19 protein-coding genes are annotated in these 19,345 nt (G+C 64.8%); 10 read left to right on the plus strand and 9 right to left on the minus strand.

The window, feature by feature from the left end:
• Positions 1-61 precede the first annotated feature (61 nt).
• Positions 62-847 carry a hypothetical protein gene (locus tag KBX18_RS02580; protein WP_255994699.1) on the plus strand — a complete coding sequence of 262 codons (786 nt, stop codon included), beginning with the start codon at positions 62-64 and terminating at the stop codon, positions 845-847.
• Here the strand turns inward: KBX18_RS02580 and KBX18_RS02585 are convergent.
• The gene (locus KBX18_RS02585; protein ID WP_005287457.1) at positions 844-1,428 is read right to left on the minus strand and encodes a sugar O-acetyltransferase; all 585 of its coding nucleotides are present in this window, start codon (positions 1,426-1,428) and stop codon (positions 844-846) included. The genes KBX18_RS02580 and KBX18_RS02585 overlap by 4 nt on opposite strands.
• Positions 1,429-1,452: 24 nt before the next feature.
• On the opposite strand from KBX18_RS02585, the gene KBX18_RS02590 reads away from it, so the two are divergent.
• The 8 genes from KBX18_RS02590 to KBX18_RS02625 all read left to right on the plus strand — a co-directional run bounded on the left by KBX18_RS02590 (position 1,453) and on the right by KBX18_RS02625 (position 6,183).
• Entirely contained in the window at positions 1,453-2,157 is a 705-nt protein-coding gene (locus tag KBX18_RS02590) for an SDR family oxidoreductase (protein WP_255994700.1), read from the plus strand.
• Positions 2,158-2,173: 16 nt separating this feature from the next.
• Complete coding sequence (locus KBX18_RS02595) at positions 2,174-2,848, plus strand: LysE family translocator (RefSeq protein WP_005287451.1); 675 nt, start codon at positions 2,174-2,176, stop codon at positions 2,846-2,848.
• Between the two features lie 118 nt (positions 2,849-2,966).
• Positions 2,967-3,173: a hypothetical protein gene (locus KBX18_RS02600; RefSeq protein WP_255994701.1), complete on the plus strand. Its 207-nt coding sequence runs from the start codon at positions 2,967-2,969 to the stop codon at positions 3,171-3,173.
• 24 nt (positions 3,174-3,197) lie between these two features.
• On the plus strand, positions 3,198-3,800 hold the full coding sequence (locus KBX18_RS02605) for a hypothetical protein (protein WP_255994702.1): 603 nt from the start codon (positions 3,198-3,200) through the stop codon (positions 3,798-3,800).
• The gene (locus KBX18_RS02610) at positions 3,797-4,117 is read left to right on the plus strand and encodes a heavy metal-binding domain-containing protein (RefSeq protein WP_005287446.1); all 321 of its coding nucleotides are present in this window, start codon (positions 3,797-3,799) and stop codon (positions 4,115-4,117) included. The genes KBX18_RS02605 and KBX18_RS02610 overlap by 4 nt, the downstream gene beginning before the upstream one ends.
• The gene (locus KBX18_RS02615) at positions 4,117-4,389 is read left to right on the plus strand and encodes an RNA-binding S4 domain-containing protein (protein WP_255994703.1); all 273 of its coding nucleotides are present in this window, start codon (positions 4,117-4,119) and stop codon (positions 4,387-4,389) included. The genes KBX18_RS02610 and KBX18_RS02615 overlap by 1 nt, the downstream gene beginning before the upstream one ends.
• A 3-nt stretch (positions 4,390-4,392) precedes the next feature.
• Positions 4,393-5,247, plus strand: a complete 855-nt coding sequence (locus tag KBX18_RS02620; RefSeq protein ID WP_255994704.1) for a VOC family protein — start codon at positions 4,393-4,395, stop codon at positions 5,245-5,247.
• Positions 5,248-5,256: 9 nt separating this feature from the next.
• Positions 5,257-6,183: a hypothetical protein gene (locus tag KBX18_RS02625; RefSeq protein WP_255994705.1), complete on the plus strand. Its 927-nt coding sequence runs from the start codon at positions 5,257-5,259 to the stop codon at positions 6,181-6,183.
• Between the two features lie 28 nt (positions 6,184-6,211).
• On the opposite strand, the gene KBX18_RS02630 is transcribed toward KBX18_RS02625, so the two are convergent.
• The 8 genes from KBX18_RS02630 to KBX18_RS02665 form a co-directional block, all read right to left on the minus strand.
• Positions 6,212-7,333: an HNH endonuclease signature motif containing protein gene (locus tag KBX18_RS02630; RefSeq protein WP_255994706.1), complete on the minus strand. Its 1,122-nt coding sequence runs from the start codon at positions 7,331-7,333 to the stop codon at positions 6,212-6,214.
• Between the two features lie 97 nt (positions 7,334-7,430).
• Entirely contained in the window at positions 7,431-8,483 is a 1,053-nt protein-coding gene (locus KBX18_RS02635; RefSeq protein ID WP_255994707.1) for an alpha/beta hydrolase fold domain-containing protein, read from the minus strand.
• Positions 8,483-10,423, minus strand: coding sequence for a M13 family metallopeptidase (locus KBX18_RS02640; RefSeq protein WP_255994708.1), 1,941 nt, complete (start codon positions 10,421-10,423; stop codon positions 8,483-8,485). The genes KBX18_RS02635 and KBX18_RS02640 overlap by 1 nt, the downstream gene beginning before the upstream one ends.
• A gap of 10 nt (positions 10,424-10,433) precedes the next feature.
• Positions 10,434-13,931: an arabinosyltransferase domain-containing protein gene (locus tag KBX18_RS02645; protein ID WP_255994710.1), complete on the minus strand. Its 3,498-nt coding sequence runs from the start codon at positions 13,929-13,931 to the stop codon at positions 10,434-10,436.
• Complete coding sequence (locus KBX18_RS02650) at positions 13,928-15,934, minus strand: galactan 5-O-arabinofuranosyltransferase (RefSeq protein ID WP_255994711.1); 2,007 nt, start codon at positions 15,932-15,934, stop codon at positions 13,928-13,930. Before KBX18_RS02650 ends, KBX18_RS02645 begins: the two co-directional genes overlap by 4 nt.
• 51 nt (positions 15,935-15,985) lie before the next feature.
• Positions 15,986-16,750: a decaprenylphospho-beta-D-erythro-pentofuranosid-2-ulose 2-reductase gene (locus KBX18_RS02655; RefSeq protein WP_255994712.1), complete on the minus strand. Its 765-nt coding sequence runs from the start codon at positions 16,748-16,750 to the stop codon at positions 15,986-15,988.
• Positions 16,751-16,790: 40 nt separating this feature from the next.
• The gene (locus KBX18_RS02660; RefSeq protein WP_255994713.1) at positions 16,791-18,206 is read right to left on the minus strand and encodes an FAD-binding oxidoreductase; all 1,416 of its coding nucleotides are present in this window, start codon (positions 18,204-18,206) and stop codon (positions 16,791-16,793) included.
• A 16-nt stretch (positions 18,207-18,222) separates the two neighbouring features.
• On the minus strand, positions 18,223-18,441 hold the full coding sequence (locus tag KBX18_RS02665; RefSeq protein ID WP_005287412.1) for a hypothetical protein: 219 nt from the start codon (positions 18,439-18,441) through the stop codon (positions 18,223-18,225).
• A gap of 41 nt (positions 18,442-18,482) precedes the next feature.
• Between KBX18_RS02665 and KBX18_RS02670 the strand changes: the two genes are divergently transcribed.
• Positions 18,483-19,328, plus strand: coding sequence for a plasmid pRiA4b ORF-3 family protein (locus KBX18_RS02670; RefSeq protein WP_255994715.1), 846 nt, complete (start codon positions 18,483-18,485; stop codon positions 19,326-19,328).
• The last annotated feature ends 17 nt before the right edge of the window (positions 19,329-19,345 follow it).

Genomic DNA, 19,345 nt, shown 5'->3' on the forward strand with positions numbered 1-19,345 from the left:
GCAAAGCGCGGTTTACACGGGTCTGCGGGGCGCTTTAGTGTCAGGAAGCGAAGGGGGAAACATGACATTTCACAGCCACACATTCCACTACCAGCCAGACCTCAACGACGACTACAGCTACCCAGCCGCCATCATGGCCACCGACCTGTCCACGGGGGAGACAGTCAGTGCCATCCTGCGCGTCGACCATCCAGCCGCGCCCGCCGCGCACGACGCCCGCGCCGTCGCCGCATTGCACAAGCTTATCGACGAGTTCTACGCCAACTTCACCATCGGCATCCCATTCCACGAAGTGCCTACCGGCGACCACATCACCTGCGAATGCAACCCGGACGTCGAAGGCGACGACATTGACGCCGCGCTGACCATGCTCATGCAGGTCCACGTGACCGGCCCAGCGCAGCTCGCCGCCGGCGCATACGAAACGCTCACCATCGACTACCGGCCGAACCAGACTGAGCACTACCCGCTGGCGATCTTCAGCTACCACCAGACCAGCGGCCGGTTCACCGGTTTCGCACTTGCGGAACCGAACCCGTTCCTACCGCGCCTCAACCGCCAGCAAAAGCGGACAATCAAACGCGAAATGGACGCCTTCTTCCACCGCCTCAACGCCGGTAACGCCCAAGAGGCACTGAGCAGGCTCGACCGGCCGCGGTTCGGTGTATTCCGCATCGATCACTACCACACCCGCAACATTCACAAGGCCCTCCAGTTAGGAATCACTGACCTCTACGTGGCCCACTTCGGCGACAGCGCTGAGGAATTCGACGACGAGATCGAGGACTACTGGGACTACCTCGATGACTTCGACGACTTCGACGACTTTGAGGAGCGCAGCGCCTAGCCCGCGCTTTCCTCACCCGCACCGTTCAGCTTCCGCACGACCTTTCCCGGCACCCCGGCGACCAGCGAGTCGTCGGGGATGTCGCGCGTGACCACCGTCCCCGCCGCGATGACGCAACGGTCGCCGACGGTCACGCCGGGTAACACCATGGCGCCGGCGCCGAACCAGCAGTCGTCGCCGATGCGGACGGGGCGGCCGCGCTCCCAACCGTCGGCACGCTGCTGGGCGTTGTCGACCGGGTGCTCAACGGTGATGATCTGGCAGGCCGGCCCGAACAGCGTGCGCTCGCCCACCGTCACTTCGGCTACATCGAGGATGACGCAGTTGTAGTTGAGGAAGCAGTCCTCGCCGAAGGTGGTGTGGATGCCAAACTCGAAGTGGATGGGGGCGAAGACACCGGGGAGGGAGGAACCTTGGGCAAGCATTGCGCGCAGCAGCTCCTCGGCGCGGGCGGGATCTGTGTTGCCGAGCGCGTTGAATTCACGCATCAGCTTCCACACCTTTGCGTGCGCGGCCTCGGGCTCGGGTGACCCAGGTTGGTACCAGTTGCCGGCGGCGAGATCGCGGAGGGTGTAGTCCATGTCCGCCAGGGTAGACTTCCCCGCATGGAGAAAATTGCTGTAGTCACGGGCGGTTCCGCTGGCATCGGGGAGGCTGCGTGCCGGGCGCTCGCGGGTGACGGGTGGACCGTGTACGTTGCGGCGCGGCGCGCAGAGCGGTGCCGCGCTATTGCCGACGAGATCGGTGGTGTCGCGGTGGAGCTGGATGTGACGGATCAGGGGAGCGTCGATAAGCTTGCGGAGCTTGTGCCGCGCGTGGATCTGCTGGTCAACAACGCGGGCGGCGCGAAGGGCCTTGATTTTCTGCGCGACGCGAAGCCGGAGGATTGGGACTGGATGTACCAGACCAACGTCATGGGCACCGTGCGCGTGACCAAGGCGCTGTACCCCGCGCTCGTGGCGGCTGAGGGCCTGGTCATCAACGTCGGATCGGTCGCAGGATGGGACGCTTATGTCGGCGGCGCCGGATACAACGCGGCGAAGTTCGGTCTGCGCGCCCTCACGCGCGCTTTTCGACGAGAAGAAGCCGCCACCCCCATCCGCATCACCGAAATCGACCCCGGCCGGGTGGAAACCGACTTCGCCTTCAACCGCCTCGGCGATGAAGAAAAAGCCGCGCAGGTCTATGCCGATAAACTCAACCTCACCGCCGAGGATCTCGCCGAAGCGATCCGGTGGGTTGCGTCACTGCCACCGCACGTCAACATCGACACGATGAACATCATGCCGCGCGACCAAGCAGAACGCTAAACATTAGGAGCTAGTAGTGACTGTTTCGACCTATCTCGCCCTGATCGGCATTTGGATCGCCGCAATCGCCAGCCCGGGGCCTGATCTCGTGCAGATCATCCGCGTCGGTGCGAAGTCGCGCGCCGCCGGTGTCGCCTGCGCGTTCGGCATTATGGCCGGCAACGCGCTGTGGATCGCGGCATCCCTGCTAGGGCTTGGCGCCCTGATCCAGGCTGTGCCGCAGGTGCTCGCCGTGCTGCAGCTGATCGGCGGGGCCTATCTGCTGTGGATGGGTGTGGGCGCGGTACGTTCCGGGCTGGCAGCGCGCGGCCAGGGTGCTTCCAGTGTCTCCGCCGCCGCGACAGACACTACCGATGCGCCACCGGCTGGCACCGTGCTATCCGCGCGCCGGGCGTTCGCCACCGGTGTACTCACCAATCTTTCCAACCCGAAGGCGGTGCTGTTTTTCGGGGCAGTGTTCGCTCAGTTCATGACACCGGGGATGGGCTGGGGGTGGGTGGCCCTCATCCTCGTCACACTGGTGCTAATTGGGGTGGCGTGGTTTGTGGGGTTCGCGGTGGGCGTCGATAAGTTTGCGGGCGTTTTGGCGCGCTGGGGGCACATTGTTGACGTTGTGACGGGCGTGATCTTCGTGGCGCTGGCGGTGTGGATGATCGCCGAAGGCGCGCTCAGTATCGCCGCAAGCCTTTAAATTCTCACACCTAGACACACCTTCACCTCCAGTAACAGGTGAGCTGGGGAAGCTGGAACCGCGCTTGGGCCGCTGGGCAGAACGTGAGTCCACGGGGTACAACAACGCTGTGAGAACCATGGCAAAACGAATGTGCGCGCTCGTACTCGTGCTGGTGATAGCCGTCGGTCTGGCGCCGGCCGCACACGCAGTAGATGTGAAGCGCGGCGCGCCAGGCGGACGAACCGCGGTGGCCGTCTACCACCCGGACGGATCGTGGACCGGGTCGCCGGACGCGCACCAGCCGCGCGCGGCGTTGTCGCTGAGCAAGCTCTACCTCGGCTAGGGGGTACTCCAGCACGGTGCGCCCGTGGATAAGGCCCAGGTAGAGCACATGATTCGTGTGTCGTCAGACTCGATCGCGGCACACCTTGACCGCCGGTACCCGCAGGCCATTGACGCTGTCGCGCGGCAGTTCGGCCTGACCAACACCGCGCGCCGCGGCCGCTGGGGTAACACGGCGACCTCGACCTATGACGCTGCCAAGTTCGTCGAAAGCATCCGCCGCGACCCGCTCGCCGCGCCGATCATCCGCGGCATGCGGACCGCCTCCCCGATCGCGCAGGACGGCTTCCGCCAGGACTACGGAACGTCGCGTCTCCCTGGCGCCGAAGGGACGAAGTTCGGCTGGTCCGACGACCGCCGCTCCTACACCGCCACCGTCAGTTTCGGCCCCGGCTGGACCGCCGCCGCGATGACGGTCGGTGATGCGGGTGCGAACACGCACGACGCGCTGGCCATGATCGATCCGGCGCAACCGGCCCCGTCTGCACCGATGAGCTCGGTGGGCCCGTGGAGCATCCCGCTCGTCCCGCTCCGCGACATTCTGCCCCCGCAGGTGCCGTACCAGATCCGTGACGCCGTTCCGCGCGATGTCCTCGTGCCCGCGGGACCGGTACAATTCAGGCCATGATCCTTACAACGACGCCTACCGTCGAAGGCCGGCGCATCACGGAGTACATGCGCATCATCGGCGGCGAGACCATTGCCGGCATGAACATGTTCAAAGATATGGGCGCGGGTTTCCGCAACATGGTCGGTGGCCGCGCCAGCTCGTGGGAGCAGGAGCTGGTCCGTTCCCGCGATAGCGCGCTCAACGAGCTGTGGGAGCGTGCCCGCCAGATCGGTGCTGACGCGGTGGTCAACATTGAGTTGGATTACTCCCCGATGGGGCAGGGCAACACGATGATGTTGGTTGCGGCGACCGGCACTGCCGTGAGACTCGATTAATGGATCTGCCCATTAAGCTCGGCCAGTTTCTCAAGCTGGCCAATCTCGTCGAGTCCGGAGGCGAAGCGAAAGAGCTCATCGCCGCGGGTGAGGTCGCGGTCAATGGTGAGGTAGTCACGTCGCGCGGCTTTTCGCTTGACGACGGCGACGAGGTCTCCCTCCCCGGCCACACCATCACCGTCACCGGTACCGGTGCAGACGACGATGACGACTACTTTGACGAGCGCACCGCGAACGACGATTTCGACCCTGAGAAGTGGAGGAACCTCTAACCCATGCCCGCTTTCGAAGCCCGTCCGGGCATGCCGTATTGGATCGACTTGTTCTCGAGCGAGCTGCGAAAGTCCTCTTATTTCTACTCCCGCATCCTCGGTTGGGATGTGGAGGGTACAGACATGCCAGGCGCAGATAACCAGGGCGCTGACGACGGTTCCTACCGGGTTGCCCGCGTTCAGGGGCTGCCGGTTGCAGGTCTCGTCGCCCAGAAAACTGATTCCACCGGCACGGACATGCCCGACGCGTGGGTGACGTACTTCTATACCACCGACATTGAGCGCGACTCGGAAAAGGTGGCGCAGCTCGGTGGACGTGTTCTTGCAGAGCCGGCGCAGGTGTCCTTGGGGAAGATGGCTCTGTGCGCCGACGTTGCTGGTGGGTGGTTCGGACTGTTCCAGCCATCGGGAGAGGATGCGTTCGTGGCCGCTGGCGAGCCAGGAACCCCCGTGTGGCACGAGTACACCTGCACCGGGGATGTGCAGGCCGTGGTGGACTTTTACCGTTCGCTCTTCGAGTGGGGGGTTGACCACGACAACGGTTACCACCTCGCCATGCAGGACGGCGCCGCATTTGCCGGTGTGTGGGATGCATCCGACACGATTCCGGCGGAGGTGCCGAGCTTTTGGCAGACCTTCCTTGGCGTCGCCAACGTGGCTCAGGTGCGCGGCCGGGTCGAGGAGCTCGGCGGGGAGATTGTGCGCGGTCCGGAGAATTCACCGTTCGGGGTGCTGTTGACGGTGGCGGATTCGACGGGTGCCGTCGTCACGCTGTGCGAAGTCGATGAACCTGTCGACGAGGACGAACTCGACGAAGCCGAGTCCGTGCTTGAGGTTCTTGACCGTCACCAGGCATAATTGCGTGCTGTGAAGCGGTTTTTTGCCGCCGCGGCGACACGCGTAGCCAGAGCAGTCAGTACTGCCGGCGTAGCCAGTGCAACATGCGTAGTCGGTGCGGCCTTCGTAGTCGCGCCGTTGCCTCCTGCGGCGGCTGTCGATGTGCTGCCGGGGGATCCGGGTGAGCGCACTGATCTCGTCGTCATGCATGACGACGGCCGGTGGACCGGGTCCCCGGGCGCCCAAGACCCCCGACCAGCACTGTCTTTGGCCAAGCTGTACCTTGGCTACTGGGTCCTGCTCGAGGGAAAACCGGAGGATCAGGGGAAGGTCCTGCGGATGATTCGCACGTCGTCCGATGCCCTCGCCGGCGAGCTGGATGCTGCGTACCCAGAGGCGATCAACGAGGTCGCCGAGCTTTTCGAGCTGACCAACACCTACAGCAGTGGCTTTTGGGGCCGGTCGTCGACCTCGCCGTACGACCTCGCGCGCTTCATCACCGCAATTATCGACGATCCCGTCGCTGAACCCATCATCCGCGGCATGGCCAACCACGCCCCCTTTGCCGAGGACGGCTTCAAACAGGACTTCGGCACTGATCAAATGGCCGGTGTGATTGGCTCGAAGTTCGGCTGGTCCGATGATCGCTCCGGCGCGTTCGGCTCGGTGTCCTTTGGCCCAAGTTGGGTCATCGCCGCTATGTCCTACGGCGATGTCGACGAGCACACCAATGACGTCCATGACTGGATCGACCAGAGCGAGGACGATCTGATTTTCAACCTCGACCACGAGGAAGCCGAGGAGCGCGGGTTGACCGACGGCACCGACCGACTTCAGGTGTGGCTCAGCGACTACGGCCGCAGCGAACCAGTGCCCACGATCCGGCCGATCATCCCTGAAAACGACACCGACGACCGCGACACAGAGGACGCCGACGACCGCGACACAGACGACTAGACGGCGCTTATCGCTCTTGCTGGCCAGGTTAAGCCGCTAATGCTCGCTCACCAGGGGCCGCCCCGAAAAGGACGTCCATTGCCCCAAAGCGGTGTCGAGGGTTGATCCGTTCGTTGCCGTATGGGGAGATCCACACCGGCCTGCCGTCACGCATCTCGATGCGGCCGCGGGTGCGGCGGATGGAGGGGTCGTCGTCGTTAATGCGGTTGTGGTAGCGGCACAGCGGGACCAGGTTGGACACGTTGGTTTCGCCGCCGTTCTTCCAGGCGTCTGCGTGGTGGACTTGGCACAGGTCGGCGGCGTGGTGGCAGTCGGGATGCGCACAGACGGGTTGCACCGCGCGGGCGAGGTCGCGCTGCTTGTCGTTGGCCAGGCGCTGTGAACGGTACATGTTCACGGCCCCTTGAGTCGGGTGGAACAGCGCCGCCTCCAGGTGCGGGGTGTTGGATGCGATCTGGTTGAGGTATTCGGCGCCGGTCATGGTGGTGCCGTTGGTGAGGCCGAGGACGACGTCGTCCCCCTCGCCGTCCATGATCTTGGTGTAATCGGGCAACCCGACGAGCAGCAAGGGCCGAGGCACGGCCTCTGGTACACCGCCGCCGTCTCTGAGCAGTGCTATGAGTTTGGCGGCCATATGGCGACCGGGGGAAGTAACGCTGTCCAGCCCGGACATGAGCAAGTGCTTCAAGTCGGCCATGAACTTTTCCGACGCCGTCAACGTCAACGTCGCGTACCCGTCTTTCGGCTCGCTGATACTGGCGTGCTCCTGGCGAGCGGGCGGCTCCTTCGGCGGGACGATGTTCTTGAGCAGCTTCGACATGGCGGCGCATGTGCGTCCGATGCGGGAGGCCGCCGACAGCACTTTCATGCGCATGGTGTGCCGTCGGGTGGCGTGTTTGATGTGGCGGATGGCGCGCTCGATGGTGGCGAGCATCCCGATGGACAAGCCCAGCGCGGTCGCCTTCGCAACCGCTTTGGCTTGCTTGGTGTCCGATAAGCCTTCCCCGAAGTAGGCGTCGTGGACGAGTTTCCAGTTGTTGACCACCGACGGTTCCACGCCGGCGTTCAACGCTTGTTGTTTGTTGAAGTCTTTCAGCGCCCCCAACCTTGGGGCGCTGTGTGCGCTGACAAGGTCATTGAAAGTGTCCATGCCCGCAACACTAACCCCATTTTTGCAGCTAGGAAAGGGTTTTTGGAATACGTCACAAATCCCGGATTCAAGGAACCGGACGGGCCTCTACGGCAGTCTAATAAGGGTTTGTGGCGTCTACGGTCGCGAGGAAATCGGCGACGCCGCGGATGCGGCGGCGTGATTCCTCCGGTGTCGCAATGGTGTGTGTTGAGTGGTACTCAATGACAGTTGCGTTGTGGGCCTCGGTGGTGGTGGGGTGGGGGGTGGTGTCGTCGTAAAGCGCGAGTTGCACGAGCGTGCGCGGCCATGCGCTCGGAGCTGGCACGGTGCGGTTTCCACGCAGTTCCGCCGGTAGCTTATCGACGCTCCCAAGCCCCGGATTCGTCAGCACCAACCCATCCACACTGCGCTGCTCAGCAGCGAGAACGGCAAGCGCAGCGCCGGAGCCGGCACCCCAAAGGGTGACTGACGCCGGCTCTTGGGCTGCGACGTAGTCAAGCGCTTTGTGCACGCTGGAAACGACCTCGTCGAGGGTGGCGCCGGGCAGCAGCGGGTAGTCCAAGTCGAGGATCGTGGTGCCAGACAACTCCGCTGCCGCGGCAACATCGGGGCGCCAGTGCTGCTCAAGGGAGATTCCGGAACCGCGCCACAAGCCACCCGGGTGCAGTGAGACGGCCCACCGGCGGGTTGGGGAACTGGGGACGAACACGCGGGCAAGCAGTTCCGGCTCTCCGGGAGTGTCGGGGATGTCGGAAAGGGCGGGCAGATCGCGGATCTTGGCGATGTTCATCCCGTACGCGACCCCTGGCATCGTGTGGTCGAGCCCGGAACCGAGCATGAGCATGGACGCGTGGGTGATGCGGTCAGCGAGGTGTCCCATGTAGCGGTCTGCCTCGGCCGGGTCGCCGGTGCCGCCCTCCCACGGCGGGGGCGTATCCGGTGCGGGGTAGGTGGCGTTCATGTAGCTGATCAGCTGCTCGAGCTGCTCTTTCGGCGACAGGGCGCGCTCGACACCACCGACGTTGAACTCAGGCGAACCCTGATCGTTCAACGGCCCAGCCTCACCGGCGGGAAGTGGCGCGGCAGGTTCCTCGGGGGAGGGGGTGTGGCGCATCCGGTCCTGCGCCTCGCGGTACGGTTGGTCGGGTTGGCCAGGTTGGTCGGGCATCACCAGATCACCACGCGGTCCGCTTCCGCGACTGCGTCCGGGGCTTCGGCGGCGTCGGGGAAGGCCTCATAGAACTCGGCGATGTTGCTGGCGACGACGTTGCAGCGGAACTCAGACGGCGAGTGCGGGTCGATCGCCAGGTATTGCGCGGCCATTTCGGGCCGGATGGCGGTGCGCCACACGCGCGCCCACGCGAGGAAGAGGCGCTGCAGGCCGGTGAATTCCTGCCCGTCGATGGTGTCGCTGGCGCCGGGGGCGTGGAAGGTCCGCACGGGGCCCTGGTCGGTGGCGGGGTCGAGACCTTGCTCGGCCAGGTAGTCCTTGTACGCGACGACGGCGATGCCAAGCCCGCCCAAGTCACCGATGTTCTCGCCGAGCGTGAACTCGCCGTTAACCCCGCGGATTCCTCCGCGGCCGGACAGGACGGAGGGGACGAGACCGTCGTATTGCGAAATCAACTTGGCGGTCAGTTCCTCGAAGCGGGCACGGTCGGCGTCGGTCCACCAGGAGTTGAGGTTGCCGTCGCCGTCGTAACGCGAGCCTTGGTCGTCGAAGCCGTGTCCGATTTCGTGGCCGATCACGGCGCCGATCGCGCCGAAGTTCTCGGCGGCGTCCGCGTCGGGGTCGAAGAAGGGCGGCTGCAGGATCGCGGCCGGGAAAGTGATGTCGTTGACCACCGGGTTGTAGAAGGCGTTGACGGTCTGCGGGGTGGAGACCCATTCGCCGCGGTCGGCCGGCTTGCCGATCTTGGACAGCTGGTAGTCGTGCTCAAAGGCGGCGCCGGCGCGCACATTCGCTACGAGCTGGGCGCCGGAGCGGTCGAACGTCAGGCCGTCGTAGTTGCGCCACTTGTCGGGGTAGCCGATTTTCGCGGTGAACTTGCCCAGTTTCTCTAGGGCGCGCTCGCGCGTTTCGGGCGACATCCAGGTCAGCTGGCTGATCCGCTCTTCGTAAGCGCGCACGAGGTGGTCGACGAGGTCGAGCATGCGCTGCTTGTGCTCCGGCGGGAAGTGCTTTGCGACGTACGCGCGCCCCATATCCTCACCCACCAGCGATTCCGCGAGCGCAATGCCGCGCTTCCAGCGGTCGCGCTGCTGGGTCGCGCCGGAGAGCACGGTGCCGTAGAACTCGAAGTTCGCCTGCCCGATGTGCTGCGGGAGGAGGCCGGCGCGGGAGCGCAGGATGGCCCAGGTGGCCCAGAGTTGCCAGTCGGTGAGGGGGGCGTCGACAAGCAATTGCGCGAGCTCGTCGATGAAGCTGGGCATCATCGCGATGACCTTGCCGTCCTCAAGGCCGGAGGCGCGCAGGAGCGTCTGGATGATCTCGGGTAGTTCCGCCAGCTCAGTGGGGTTGTACGTTTTCACAGCGTCGCGCGTGGTCACCACGTCCCAGTGGTGCGAGGCGATGCGCTTTTCGACGTCCAACACCCGCTCCGCCGCGTCCCCCGCCCCGAATCCACGGCGCTGCTCGTCGGTGAGGAAACCGAGCATGCGCTCGACGTGCTCGCGGTACGCTTCGAGCGTCTCGGCGTGGGCGGGCTCGCGGTAGTAGGCCTCGTCGGGCAGCCCCAGGCCGGACTGGATCACGTAGGGCACGGACTCCTCGCCGAGCGAGTCTTTTTCCACCCAGTACGTCAGCGGGGCGCCCACACCGGAGCGCTCCAGCTCGCCGAAGACGCGGACCAAATCCTGGATCGTGTCCACGTCGAGCAGGGCGAAATCGTCGGTAAGGGGGTCCAGGCCGGCGGCGTCGATCGCGTCGACGTCCATGAAGGAGGCGTATAGATCGGCTGCACGGTCATCGCCAGCCTCAACGATGGCGTGGACGTCCTCCTCCGCCTTGTCGCGCAAGGCGTGGAAGGTGCCGTCCACACCGCGGTCCTCAGGGATGACGTGGCTTTCCAGCCAGGGGCCGTTGACTAGTTGGTAGAGGTCGTTCATGACCTCCAGACTAGTCTTCGTTCTCGTACGGATCCCTGATCTTCATGTCGGACGGGTGCCACAAGCCAGAGCGGGTGATCGTCTCGTGGTTGATCTCCGCCACGTCCGGTGTCTCACCGCGGGAGTTGGTCCGCGGGACGTAGCGGTAGGCCGAGCCCCAGTCGCGGTGCCAATCCTGGTTGAGGTAGCCGGGCATCTCGTAGGCGGAGTTGACCGCCTCCGCAGTAGCCATGGCTCCTCCGCCCAGGAAGTCCTGGAAGCCGGAGAGCTGCTCCTTCGCCTTCGCGTCGGCGGCGATGCGGAACTCGGGGATCTCTGTCACACCGGCGTAGTGGTTGAAGGTGCGGTTGCAGGGGAACTGCATCGCGACCGGCCAGTCGAGCAAGCCAGGGACGTCGGGACCGAAGACCTCGGTGAGCGGCTCCAACGTGGGGTTGCGCAACGGAGTCAGGGCCATCCACTCCTCGGGGTCGAGGTTGACGTCTTCGCCGACGAGGCGAACGACGTTTGCGCCCTCCGGTAGATCCGCGATGGGGTAGCGCAGGTTGCGCCACTTCGTCGTCGGGCCCGGATCCAGCATTTCGACGTCGCCGATCTCGGTCACGTTGCCTTCCTCATCGCGCGTGCCGTACTCGAGTTTGAGGGTCTGCCCCTCCTTTTCCTCGCCGCTGATGTTGCGGTGCTCCAGCCGGCCAGCGACGGAGGTGACCAGCAGCGGGGCTTCCTCGGTGGCGTCGGGGAGTTCGAACCAGGACGTCTTGATTTCCGAGGCGCTCAACGCGTTCTCGCTGAACGTGCCCAGCACCGGGATGCGGTTGTAGTCCAGGTTGAACGGAAGGCGGACCGTGGAGCCGTTGACGCCGATCTGGTCCGACGGGCGGTTGCCCTGGGTGGTGGCGCGGGAGGTGGACTGGACCGTGTCGGAGCCGGCGTCATCGCTCTGGGTGTCGGAGCCGGTATCGGTCACCGCGGTCGATGCGTTCTGGTCGCTACCGCTGGTTGCGCCGGTGGCGCCGGTGGCGGGGCTGCCGGCACCGCTGTCTGTCGCCGGGGTGTTCTGGATGGCGCCGACGTTAGCGGCGCCCTCGTTGTCCGAGTTGATGTAGGCCGGGACACCCTCCGGGTGGAACCCGCGCACCGTGCCGGATTCCAGTGACTTGCCCAGCGGCACGCCGTCGACGGGGGTGAGGAAGGAGTCGTTCGTGTTGGCTTCCAAGAGCACGTCGGCACTCATCTGGCAGGTCTCGCCCTTGAGCGAGCGCACGTTACCCATGCCGACGGAGTAGGCCGGCGACTGGTCCATGAAGGACTTCAGGAAGGTCAGGCAGGAGAACGCCACGATGAGAATGCAGGCGAGCGCGATCGGTGCGGTCATGGCGCGAGAGATCCGGGTGCTGCTGGTGCCGCCAGCGCCGGCTACGGGGCCTTCGCCCGCACCTGGCCGCGGCTTGTGCCACAGGGACTGCACAATCCCGACGACGAGCGTGAGCAGGAACAGCGCCAGCATGACCGAGCTGGCCTCCACACCCTTGTACTGCACTGTCTTGTCCCACCACGGGACCGCGAAGGAGGAAACGTACCACCACGCGTTCCATCCGCCGAGTGCTAGCGCGAAGACGAACATCACCGCTGCCAGGGCGAAGGTCCTTGCGCGCGGGGAGCGTGCCGCAACCTGTGCCAGCACGATCGCGCCTAGGGCTGCAGCGGCACCGGCGATGCCGGCGTAGATGCCGAAGTGGTGGGTCCACTTCGTCGGGGTGAACATGAGGAAGAACATCGACAACCCGAAGATCGCCAGCATGCGGCGCGTCGGTGCCGGTTTCGCGCCGGGGACCGCGCCGTAGTGGGACATGCTCCACAGCACCAGCACCAGGCAAAGGACGAGGATGAGCATGGGGAAGCGGCGGGTCAGGGAGCCGTCGACGGTCGCTTCCAGCAGTGTCGCGTAGCGGACGTACTCGTTGTACCACTCCAGAGCGGGGCCGACGGCGGAGCGCACGGATGTGGACTCCAGCACGGTCGCCAGTGTCTGGTCCTTGAACACGAGCACCATGACGGCGAAGCCAGCACCGAGGAACGGGAAGACGTAGGACACCAGCGGGGCGATGACGCGCCGCTCCGACAGGATCTTCAGCACTTGCGGCAAGCAGACGAGGAAGACGCCCACGGCCGTCAGACCCGTCGGCCCGCAGGCCAGGGTGACGGCGGCGAAGATGGTTCCTAGGGCGGCGGGGAGGAGGCGTCGTGAAGCAATGGCGCTTTCAAACGACGCCCAGGTAGCAAGGGTGCCCAGGGCGATGATCGGCTCCGGGCGCAGGCCGTTGTCGTACGGCAGCCAGAACGCGAGGAACATGAACGCGGCGGTCCAATAGGACACGCGCCGCGTCGCGATGGTGGCTCCGAGCCGCGGCAGGATTTCCCGCGAAAGGATCCACCAGATGAGGATGCCGGCGATGAGCGTGGGCAGGCGCATCCAGGCTGACGCGGTACTGACTTTCGACAGCAGCGACAGTAAGTCGTAGAACGGTGAGCCGAACGGAGCCTCGGGCACGCCGTACCAGCGGTAATAGTTGGCCATGTAGTCCGACTCGTTGGCCACCCGCGCCATGGTGAGCAAGAAGCCGTCGTCGGAGGTGTTCGCGCCGAAGAAGTGCCAGAACAGCAACAGCGTGACGACGACCCCATCCAACGGCTTGAACGACCTCCACTCCGGGCGCAACACGCTCAGGCGGCGGCCGTCCAACAAATCCATCCGAGCGATGGACCACAGGGCGATCAGGGCGGCGATCGTGCCGGCGATCATGGCGAACCACTTCACCAGCGACGGGCTGGAGGTGAAGCGGGAGTTGATTTCGACGTGGGCGGTCAGGCCAGTGTCGATAAGCGCTTGAGCGTCGCCCGTGAGCTCGCTGTAGATGCCTGTGACCTGGGGACGCATGTCGTCCTCAGTTTCTTCGCTGAGATCGGTGCCCGGGACGGAAACCGTTAGCGCTTCGTCGGTGGCGGAGACTTCGAGCACGGCGTCGCCGTCCAGTGTGGCTAGTTCCTCGGCGGTGAGCTCGAAGACGACCTCGTTGAGCGAGGAGACGTTGACGCTGCCGTCGGAAGGCGCGGTGACGAACAGGCCGCGGTCGAGCGCTTCCGTGGAGTCCACAGGCAGCGTGGACAGCACGTTCGACTGGCCGGGGGCCAGCTCCTCCAGCACGCTGATGGGGATGGTCAGCTCGAGCGATTCCGGCGCCAGCGAAATCAGCGGCGCGTTGACGGAGTTGAGCGAGCCGTTCTGCGGCCAGTCGAACGAGGACTGCACCTGCTTGACCGGCAAAAACGGCAGCAGCGCGAAGAAGATGAAGGCGAGCAGGCCGGACATCATCGCGGTGAGCGCCAGATTCCGGGGCGCGCGTTTGGAATGCGCCAGCGGGTCGGATTCGGGCGTGAACGCGGTGGACCCGCCAGTCGGCTCAACCACGGTTTGCGTCTCGACGTTATTCACTCGTCTACCTTTCATCGGTTCCGGACCACCACCACGAAGGGGCCGAACTGCTGGGTGTCCCACTCGGGCGAGTTGAAGGCTGCCGGGTTGAAGAACAAAGCCTCATAGTGCACGTTGGGCTGGCTGGGGAAGATGTCATGCGCGATGTGGGTTTTCCACGGCGCTTCCGGGTCGGTTTCGCTGCCGCGGAAGATGAAGGCTTGGGGCGGGGCCCAGGGTGCGTCGTCAATAGCTGCGGCGAACGCCTGCGGGTTCGACAACTCGTTGAACGATCCGTTCGCCCACTGCTTCAAGGACTCGTTGCGCGCGTCGAATTCACCGAGCGGGTTGGCGTAGTGGCTGGTGAACGCGTTGAAACCACGGTAGGGGTGGTAGGCCATGAAGTTGATCTCGTCGGTGAACAGCACGGTCTCGCCCGGTGTGTAGCCGCGGGATTGGATGTATTCGTCCATCTGCTTGTAGTAGCGGCCGACGTCAGATTCGCGCAGGTCGGAGCGCTCACCGTTGCCGTCGGTGCTGGCGTAGGCCTCGTCGATGAAGGATTCATTCTCCGCCGGGATCTGCTGCACGTACCCCAAGGTCGCCGTAGCGAGCAGCAGGACAAACAGCGTTGTCAAGAGATGGCTGCAGCGCTTGCTAATCGAGTTGGGGTAGAGCACGGCCAGACCGGACAAACGCAGATCTGCGATCGCGAGGATGCCCGCGGTGGACAGCAGCAGCGCCACAAGCACCTCCACACGGAAGCCGAGCAGCGTGGTGCCGGCCAGCGTGATCACCATTGAGCCGACCACCCAGACGTAGCACACGCCCACGGCAATGCTGATGTGTGCGATCTCCGGACGGCGGAACCGCACCACAAGAAAGACCAGACCCGCCAGGCTGAGCAACCCGACCAGGGAGAGGTCAAAGAACGGCAAGGGTACTTCCGCGCCTTCAGACGGCAGGAAGTGCTGCGCCGTTGAGCGCGTGGTCTCCGGGCTGCGCAGCACGGCCATGAGGTACGGGCCCCACGCGATGAGGGCAATGAGGATCGAACCGAAGCCCATCAAAGCGAGTTGTCTCAGGGGCACCCAACGCTGCTTGCCTTCCATCGTCAAGAACCCCGTCAGGGCAAACGCCATCATGGTCACAGCAACAATGCCTGTGTAGAGGGTGTACAAGCAGGCCGAGAGACCCAGGTAAAGAGTCAAGGTGATAGTCGGCGCCCACGATCCCCGCATGGCGTAGTAGCCGAGGACAGCTGCGGCGGGCACGAACATGCCGACGATGGCCGCATACGGCTCGTCGGGGGTCTGGGTGAGGATGATCGCGATGGTTACCAGTGCAATCGCCGTGGCGATCGGGAGCGAACTGGTGAGCTTGCGCCACAGCGGGACCAGCTGCGACGCGGCGGTCGCCAAAGAAACAAGAGCCCACGGCTGGTACACCTCCCAGCCCGGCATGCCTAAAACATCGGACAGGCGTCCGCCCAGCCAGAACCAGCCGATCGGGTAGAACGCCGGCAAGTCGGCGTAGTTCATGTCCTGGTTGGACATGGTGTCGGCCATGCGGGTGAGGAACTGGGTGCGGAAACCCTGGTCCACCTGGATGCCGTCGAGATAGAGCTTCGTGGAGGCCAGCGGGATCCCCAGCGTGGACACGACCAACCCCGCAGGGGCGAACGAGCAGACGAACTCAGTGAGCCAAACGCGCCAGGTGGGGCGCCGGCGGGAGGTGGATTCGTCGCGAAGCCACGCGAGCAACAACGCGCCCACCGCAAGAATCACCACGAATGAGCACGCTGTGGCCAACGCGCGGGGGACCATGGAGACGTTGAACGCCGCCAAGCTCGACGCACGCAGTAAGTACCACGCGGCAAGCGTGAGTGCCCCTCCTACCAGGGGGTAGACCAACATGCGCACGGTCGTGCCAACCGTGTCGATGCTGTCCGGTTCGTAGTCGTAGACGCGGATGGCGCGCGTGCTGCCGCGAAGCTCTTCCTTGGGCTCTTTCTTTGTGTCCGTGACGGCCGTGGTCATACCGAACAGTCTCCCACAGACTCGGCCGCAAACAGGTATTAGAAGAAGCGATTAGAAGCTCAGCTTCCGCATAATCGGTGCCGGGATGTGCTGGAGCACCAGAGAGATCGGGCCGAAGAGCTTGTGCACGAACACGTGGCTCTTACCGTCGAGAGCTGCGGAGACGGCAGCCTTGGCCACGTCTTCCTTGTCCACGGTCAGTGGTGCCTCGTCCAGGCCGTCGGTCATCTTAGTGCGCACCTGGCCAGGGCGGACAACGGTGACGTGTACACCGCTGCCGCGTAGCGCCTCCCCGAGCTGGGTGTAGAAGCCGTCCATGCCGGCCTTGGTGGAGCCGTAGACGAAGTTGGATCGGCGCACCTTCATGCCCGCGACCGAGCTCATGGCGATGATGGTCCCGTGGCCCTGCTGCTTCATCTTCTGGCCCAGCAGCACGCCGACGGAGATCGGCGCCGTGAAGTTGGTCTGGGCGGACGCGACGGCGGCCTGCTGGTTCTGCCACAGTTCTTCCTGGTCGCCGAGGGTGCCGAAGGCGACGATGGCCACATCGACATCGCCGGCCGCAAAGGCTGCGTCGATGACGGCCGGGTGGGAGTCGGTATCAAAGGCGTCAAAGTCGACGATGCGGACCTTGCCGGCGCCGTGGCGGGAGACCTCTTCGACAGCGGCGTCGATACGCGGGCTGTCTTGGCGGGCAGCCAGGGTGACGGTCGGGTTGCCTCCGCGCTTGGTCAGCTCGGAGACGATGGCCAGGCCGATCTCGGACGTGCCGCCGAGAAGGAGAATATTCTGTGCTTGTCCTACTGCGTTCAGCATTGCGGTTCCTTTCGGTTTCTTGAGCGGGCTACGCAGCCAACTAGTGCAGCTCGAGTCGGCGGGACATGTCGGAGGCGAACACCCCGGTCGGGTCGATCGCGTTGCGGGTTTCCAGCCAGCCGGCCATGCCGGGGTACATCTGGTGGAACTTCTCGGCAGACGTGCGGGACTCCTTGGCCAGGTAGAGGCGGCCGCCGAATTCCATCACCTGGTCGTCCAAGCGATCCAGGAAGGAGTGCAGGCCGTCGCGGATGGGGAAGTCCACGCACACGTTCCAGCCGCGCATCGGGTAGGACAGCGGGGCTTTGTTACCGTCGCCGAACAGCTTGAACACGTTCAGGGCGGTGTAGTGGCCAGAGGACTGAATGTCGTAGATGATCTGCTTGAACGGCTCGACAGCGTCGGTGGGCACAACGAACTGGTACTGCAGGAAGCCGGCCGGGCCGTAGCCGCGGTTCCATTCCGCGATCATGTCCAGCGGCTGGTAGAACTGCGTCAAGTTCAAGATGTCGTTCTTCGAGTCTTTGCCCATGAAGTAATAGGCCTCACCGATGGCGCGCAGAGTCAGCTGGTTCATGGTCCAGGACGGGAAGATGTCCGGCACCGTCATCAGCTGCGGGGCGGAGAACTTCAGCGGGTCCTTCGCCAGCTTCGGCGCGAACTCCTCGAGCTGCGCCAGTGTGGCCAGCGATCCACGGGAGATGGTGGAGCGGCCGGTCTTCGGCGGGGCGGAGATGGCGTCGAACCATGCAGAAGAATAGGTATATCCCTCTTCTTGGCCGTGGGAGTGCTCCTCGATCGTTTCGTCGAGGGTGGAGGTGCGGACCGTGTCGGAGATGAAGTAGGCCGTCTCGGTGCGCGTCATCTTGATGCGGGCGCGCAGGATGATGCCGGTCAGGCCCATGCCGCCGACGGTGGCCCAGAACAAGGTGCCGTCCGGGTCATCCGGGGTGCCAGCAGGCTCGAGGTGCAGGACGCGGCCGTCGGCGACGAGCAGCTCCATCGACACGACGTGGTCGCCGAAAGAACCGGCGGAGTGGTGGTTCTTGCCGTGAATGTCCGGGCCGATCGCGCCGCCGATGGTCACCTGGCGGGTGCCGGGCAGCACCGGGACCCACAAGCCGTAGGGGATCGCGGCGCGCATCAGTTGGTCGAGGGTGACGCCGCCGTCGACGTCCACGATCGCGGTATCGGGGTTGATCTCGTGAATCTTGTTCAGCGGCTGCATGTCAATGACAAGGCCGCCACCGTTTTGGGCCGGGTCACCGTAGGAGCGGCCCATTCCGCGGGCGATCACACCGCGGCGCTTGCCTTCCGGCAGGGTCGCGTTGTCTTCGGCGACGTGGCGCACTGCCTCCTTGATCGCGTCCACGTCGGCGGTGGCTAGGACTTGCGCGGTGGACGGTGCGGTGCGGCCCCAGCCGTAGAGGGACTTGGTGGTGGTGTGGAGTTCCATAAACCCCACCCTACCGCTAGAGTTCCATGATCTCCCGGATCCTTTTTGGCAGCTCCCCCTGATTGGTGATCACCGGTTTGCCTGCATTTTTGTGTGCCCGGAGCTCTTCGTAGACGATGCCCCGGGAGGTGCTGTCCAGCAAGGGTAGTTCTTGGGCGATCAGGCGCGTCATGAAGTCGTCGAGGGGGACGTCGGCAAGTTGCGCCGACATGTGGGGTTTGTCTGGTTGCTGCATGGCTGACATCCTACGGGGCGTGCAATCGCTAGGGTGGGGTCATGTCGGTCGTGGTCGAGCTCAAGCGCACCTTGCTCGTGCGCTGCGCCACAATGCTTGCCGACGAATCCGTCTTCCGCCACATCGGCCTGAACTCCGAAAGCACTCTCGAGGATGCACAGCGCGTCCTGGAAGTCTGTTTCGCGATGCCGGACGGCCCGCCGAGCCCGACGCGCTTCACCGCGGACGCTGAGGACCCAGGCCGCCTAGATGCTGGCGTGCAGATCGGTTCCTACCTGCGCCGGGGCGGCGACCGGCTGTTTTTCCACTGGGGGCTGTGGCAATTCGAACTCACCTTGCTGGATATCTACCCGCGCGATAGCGCGACCCCGAGCGCGCTGTGTGTGGCCGGGCACGGAGACTTCGCCGATCAGCCCTTTGACATCCCCGCCATCAACGCGGAGCTGCTCGGGCCGTCCGCAATTGAGAATGTGCTCGCGGGCGCGCGCGATGATGTCGTCGACATCGTCGACCGCTCCCACACTCTCGACTTCCTTCCCCTGTTGCAGGCAATTGACCTGCCGCGGCCGTGCGAGCTCGACCCGCTGGTGGCCGACACGCTGGCCAGCCTGCCGCGCGAACGCACCCCGCTCGCCCGCGATGCCTTCTGGTCCACCGTTCTCGCCCTGTCGTGCTTGGCTGACGACGACACCACCGACGACGTCATCGAAACCACCATGAGCGCCCTGAACTGGGCCAACCCAGGCGGCGAGAGATACTCCGCCCGCCAGATCCGCTCCCTGTGCGCCGGATCCCTCGTGCGGCTGGCGTCGGTGGGCGGGTACGGGGCCGGGGGCGTGAGTGCCGTCGATAAGCTGGACATGTACCGCGCTTTGCTGCGACGGTGACTGGTGGGGGTAAGGTG

The sequence above is a fragment of the Corynebacterium sp. CCUG 69979 genome (genome assembly GCF_024454095.1).
GTDB lineage: Bacteria > Actinomycetota > Actinomycetes > Mycobacteriales > Mycobacteriaceae > Corynebacterium > Corynebacterium genitalium.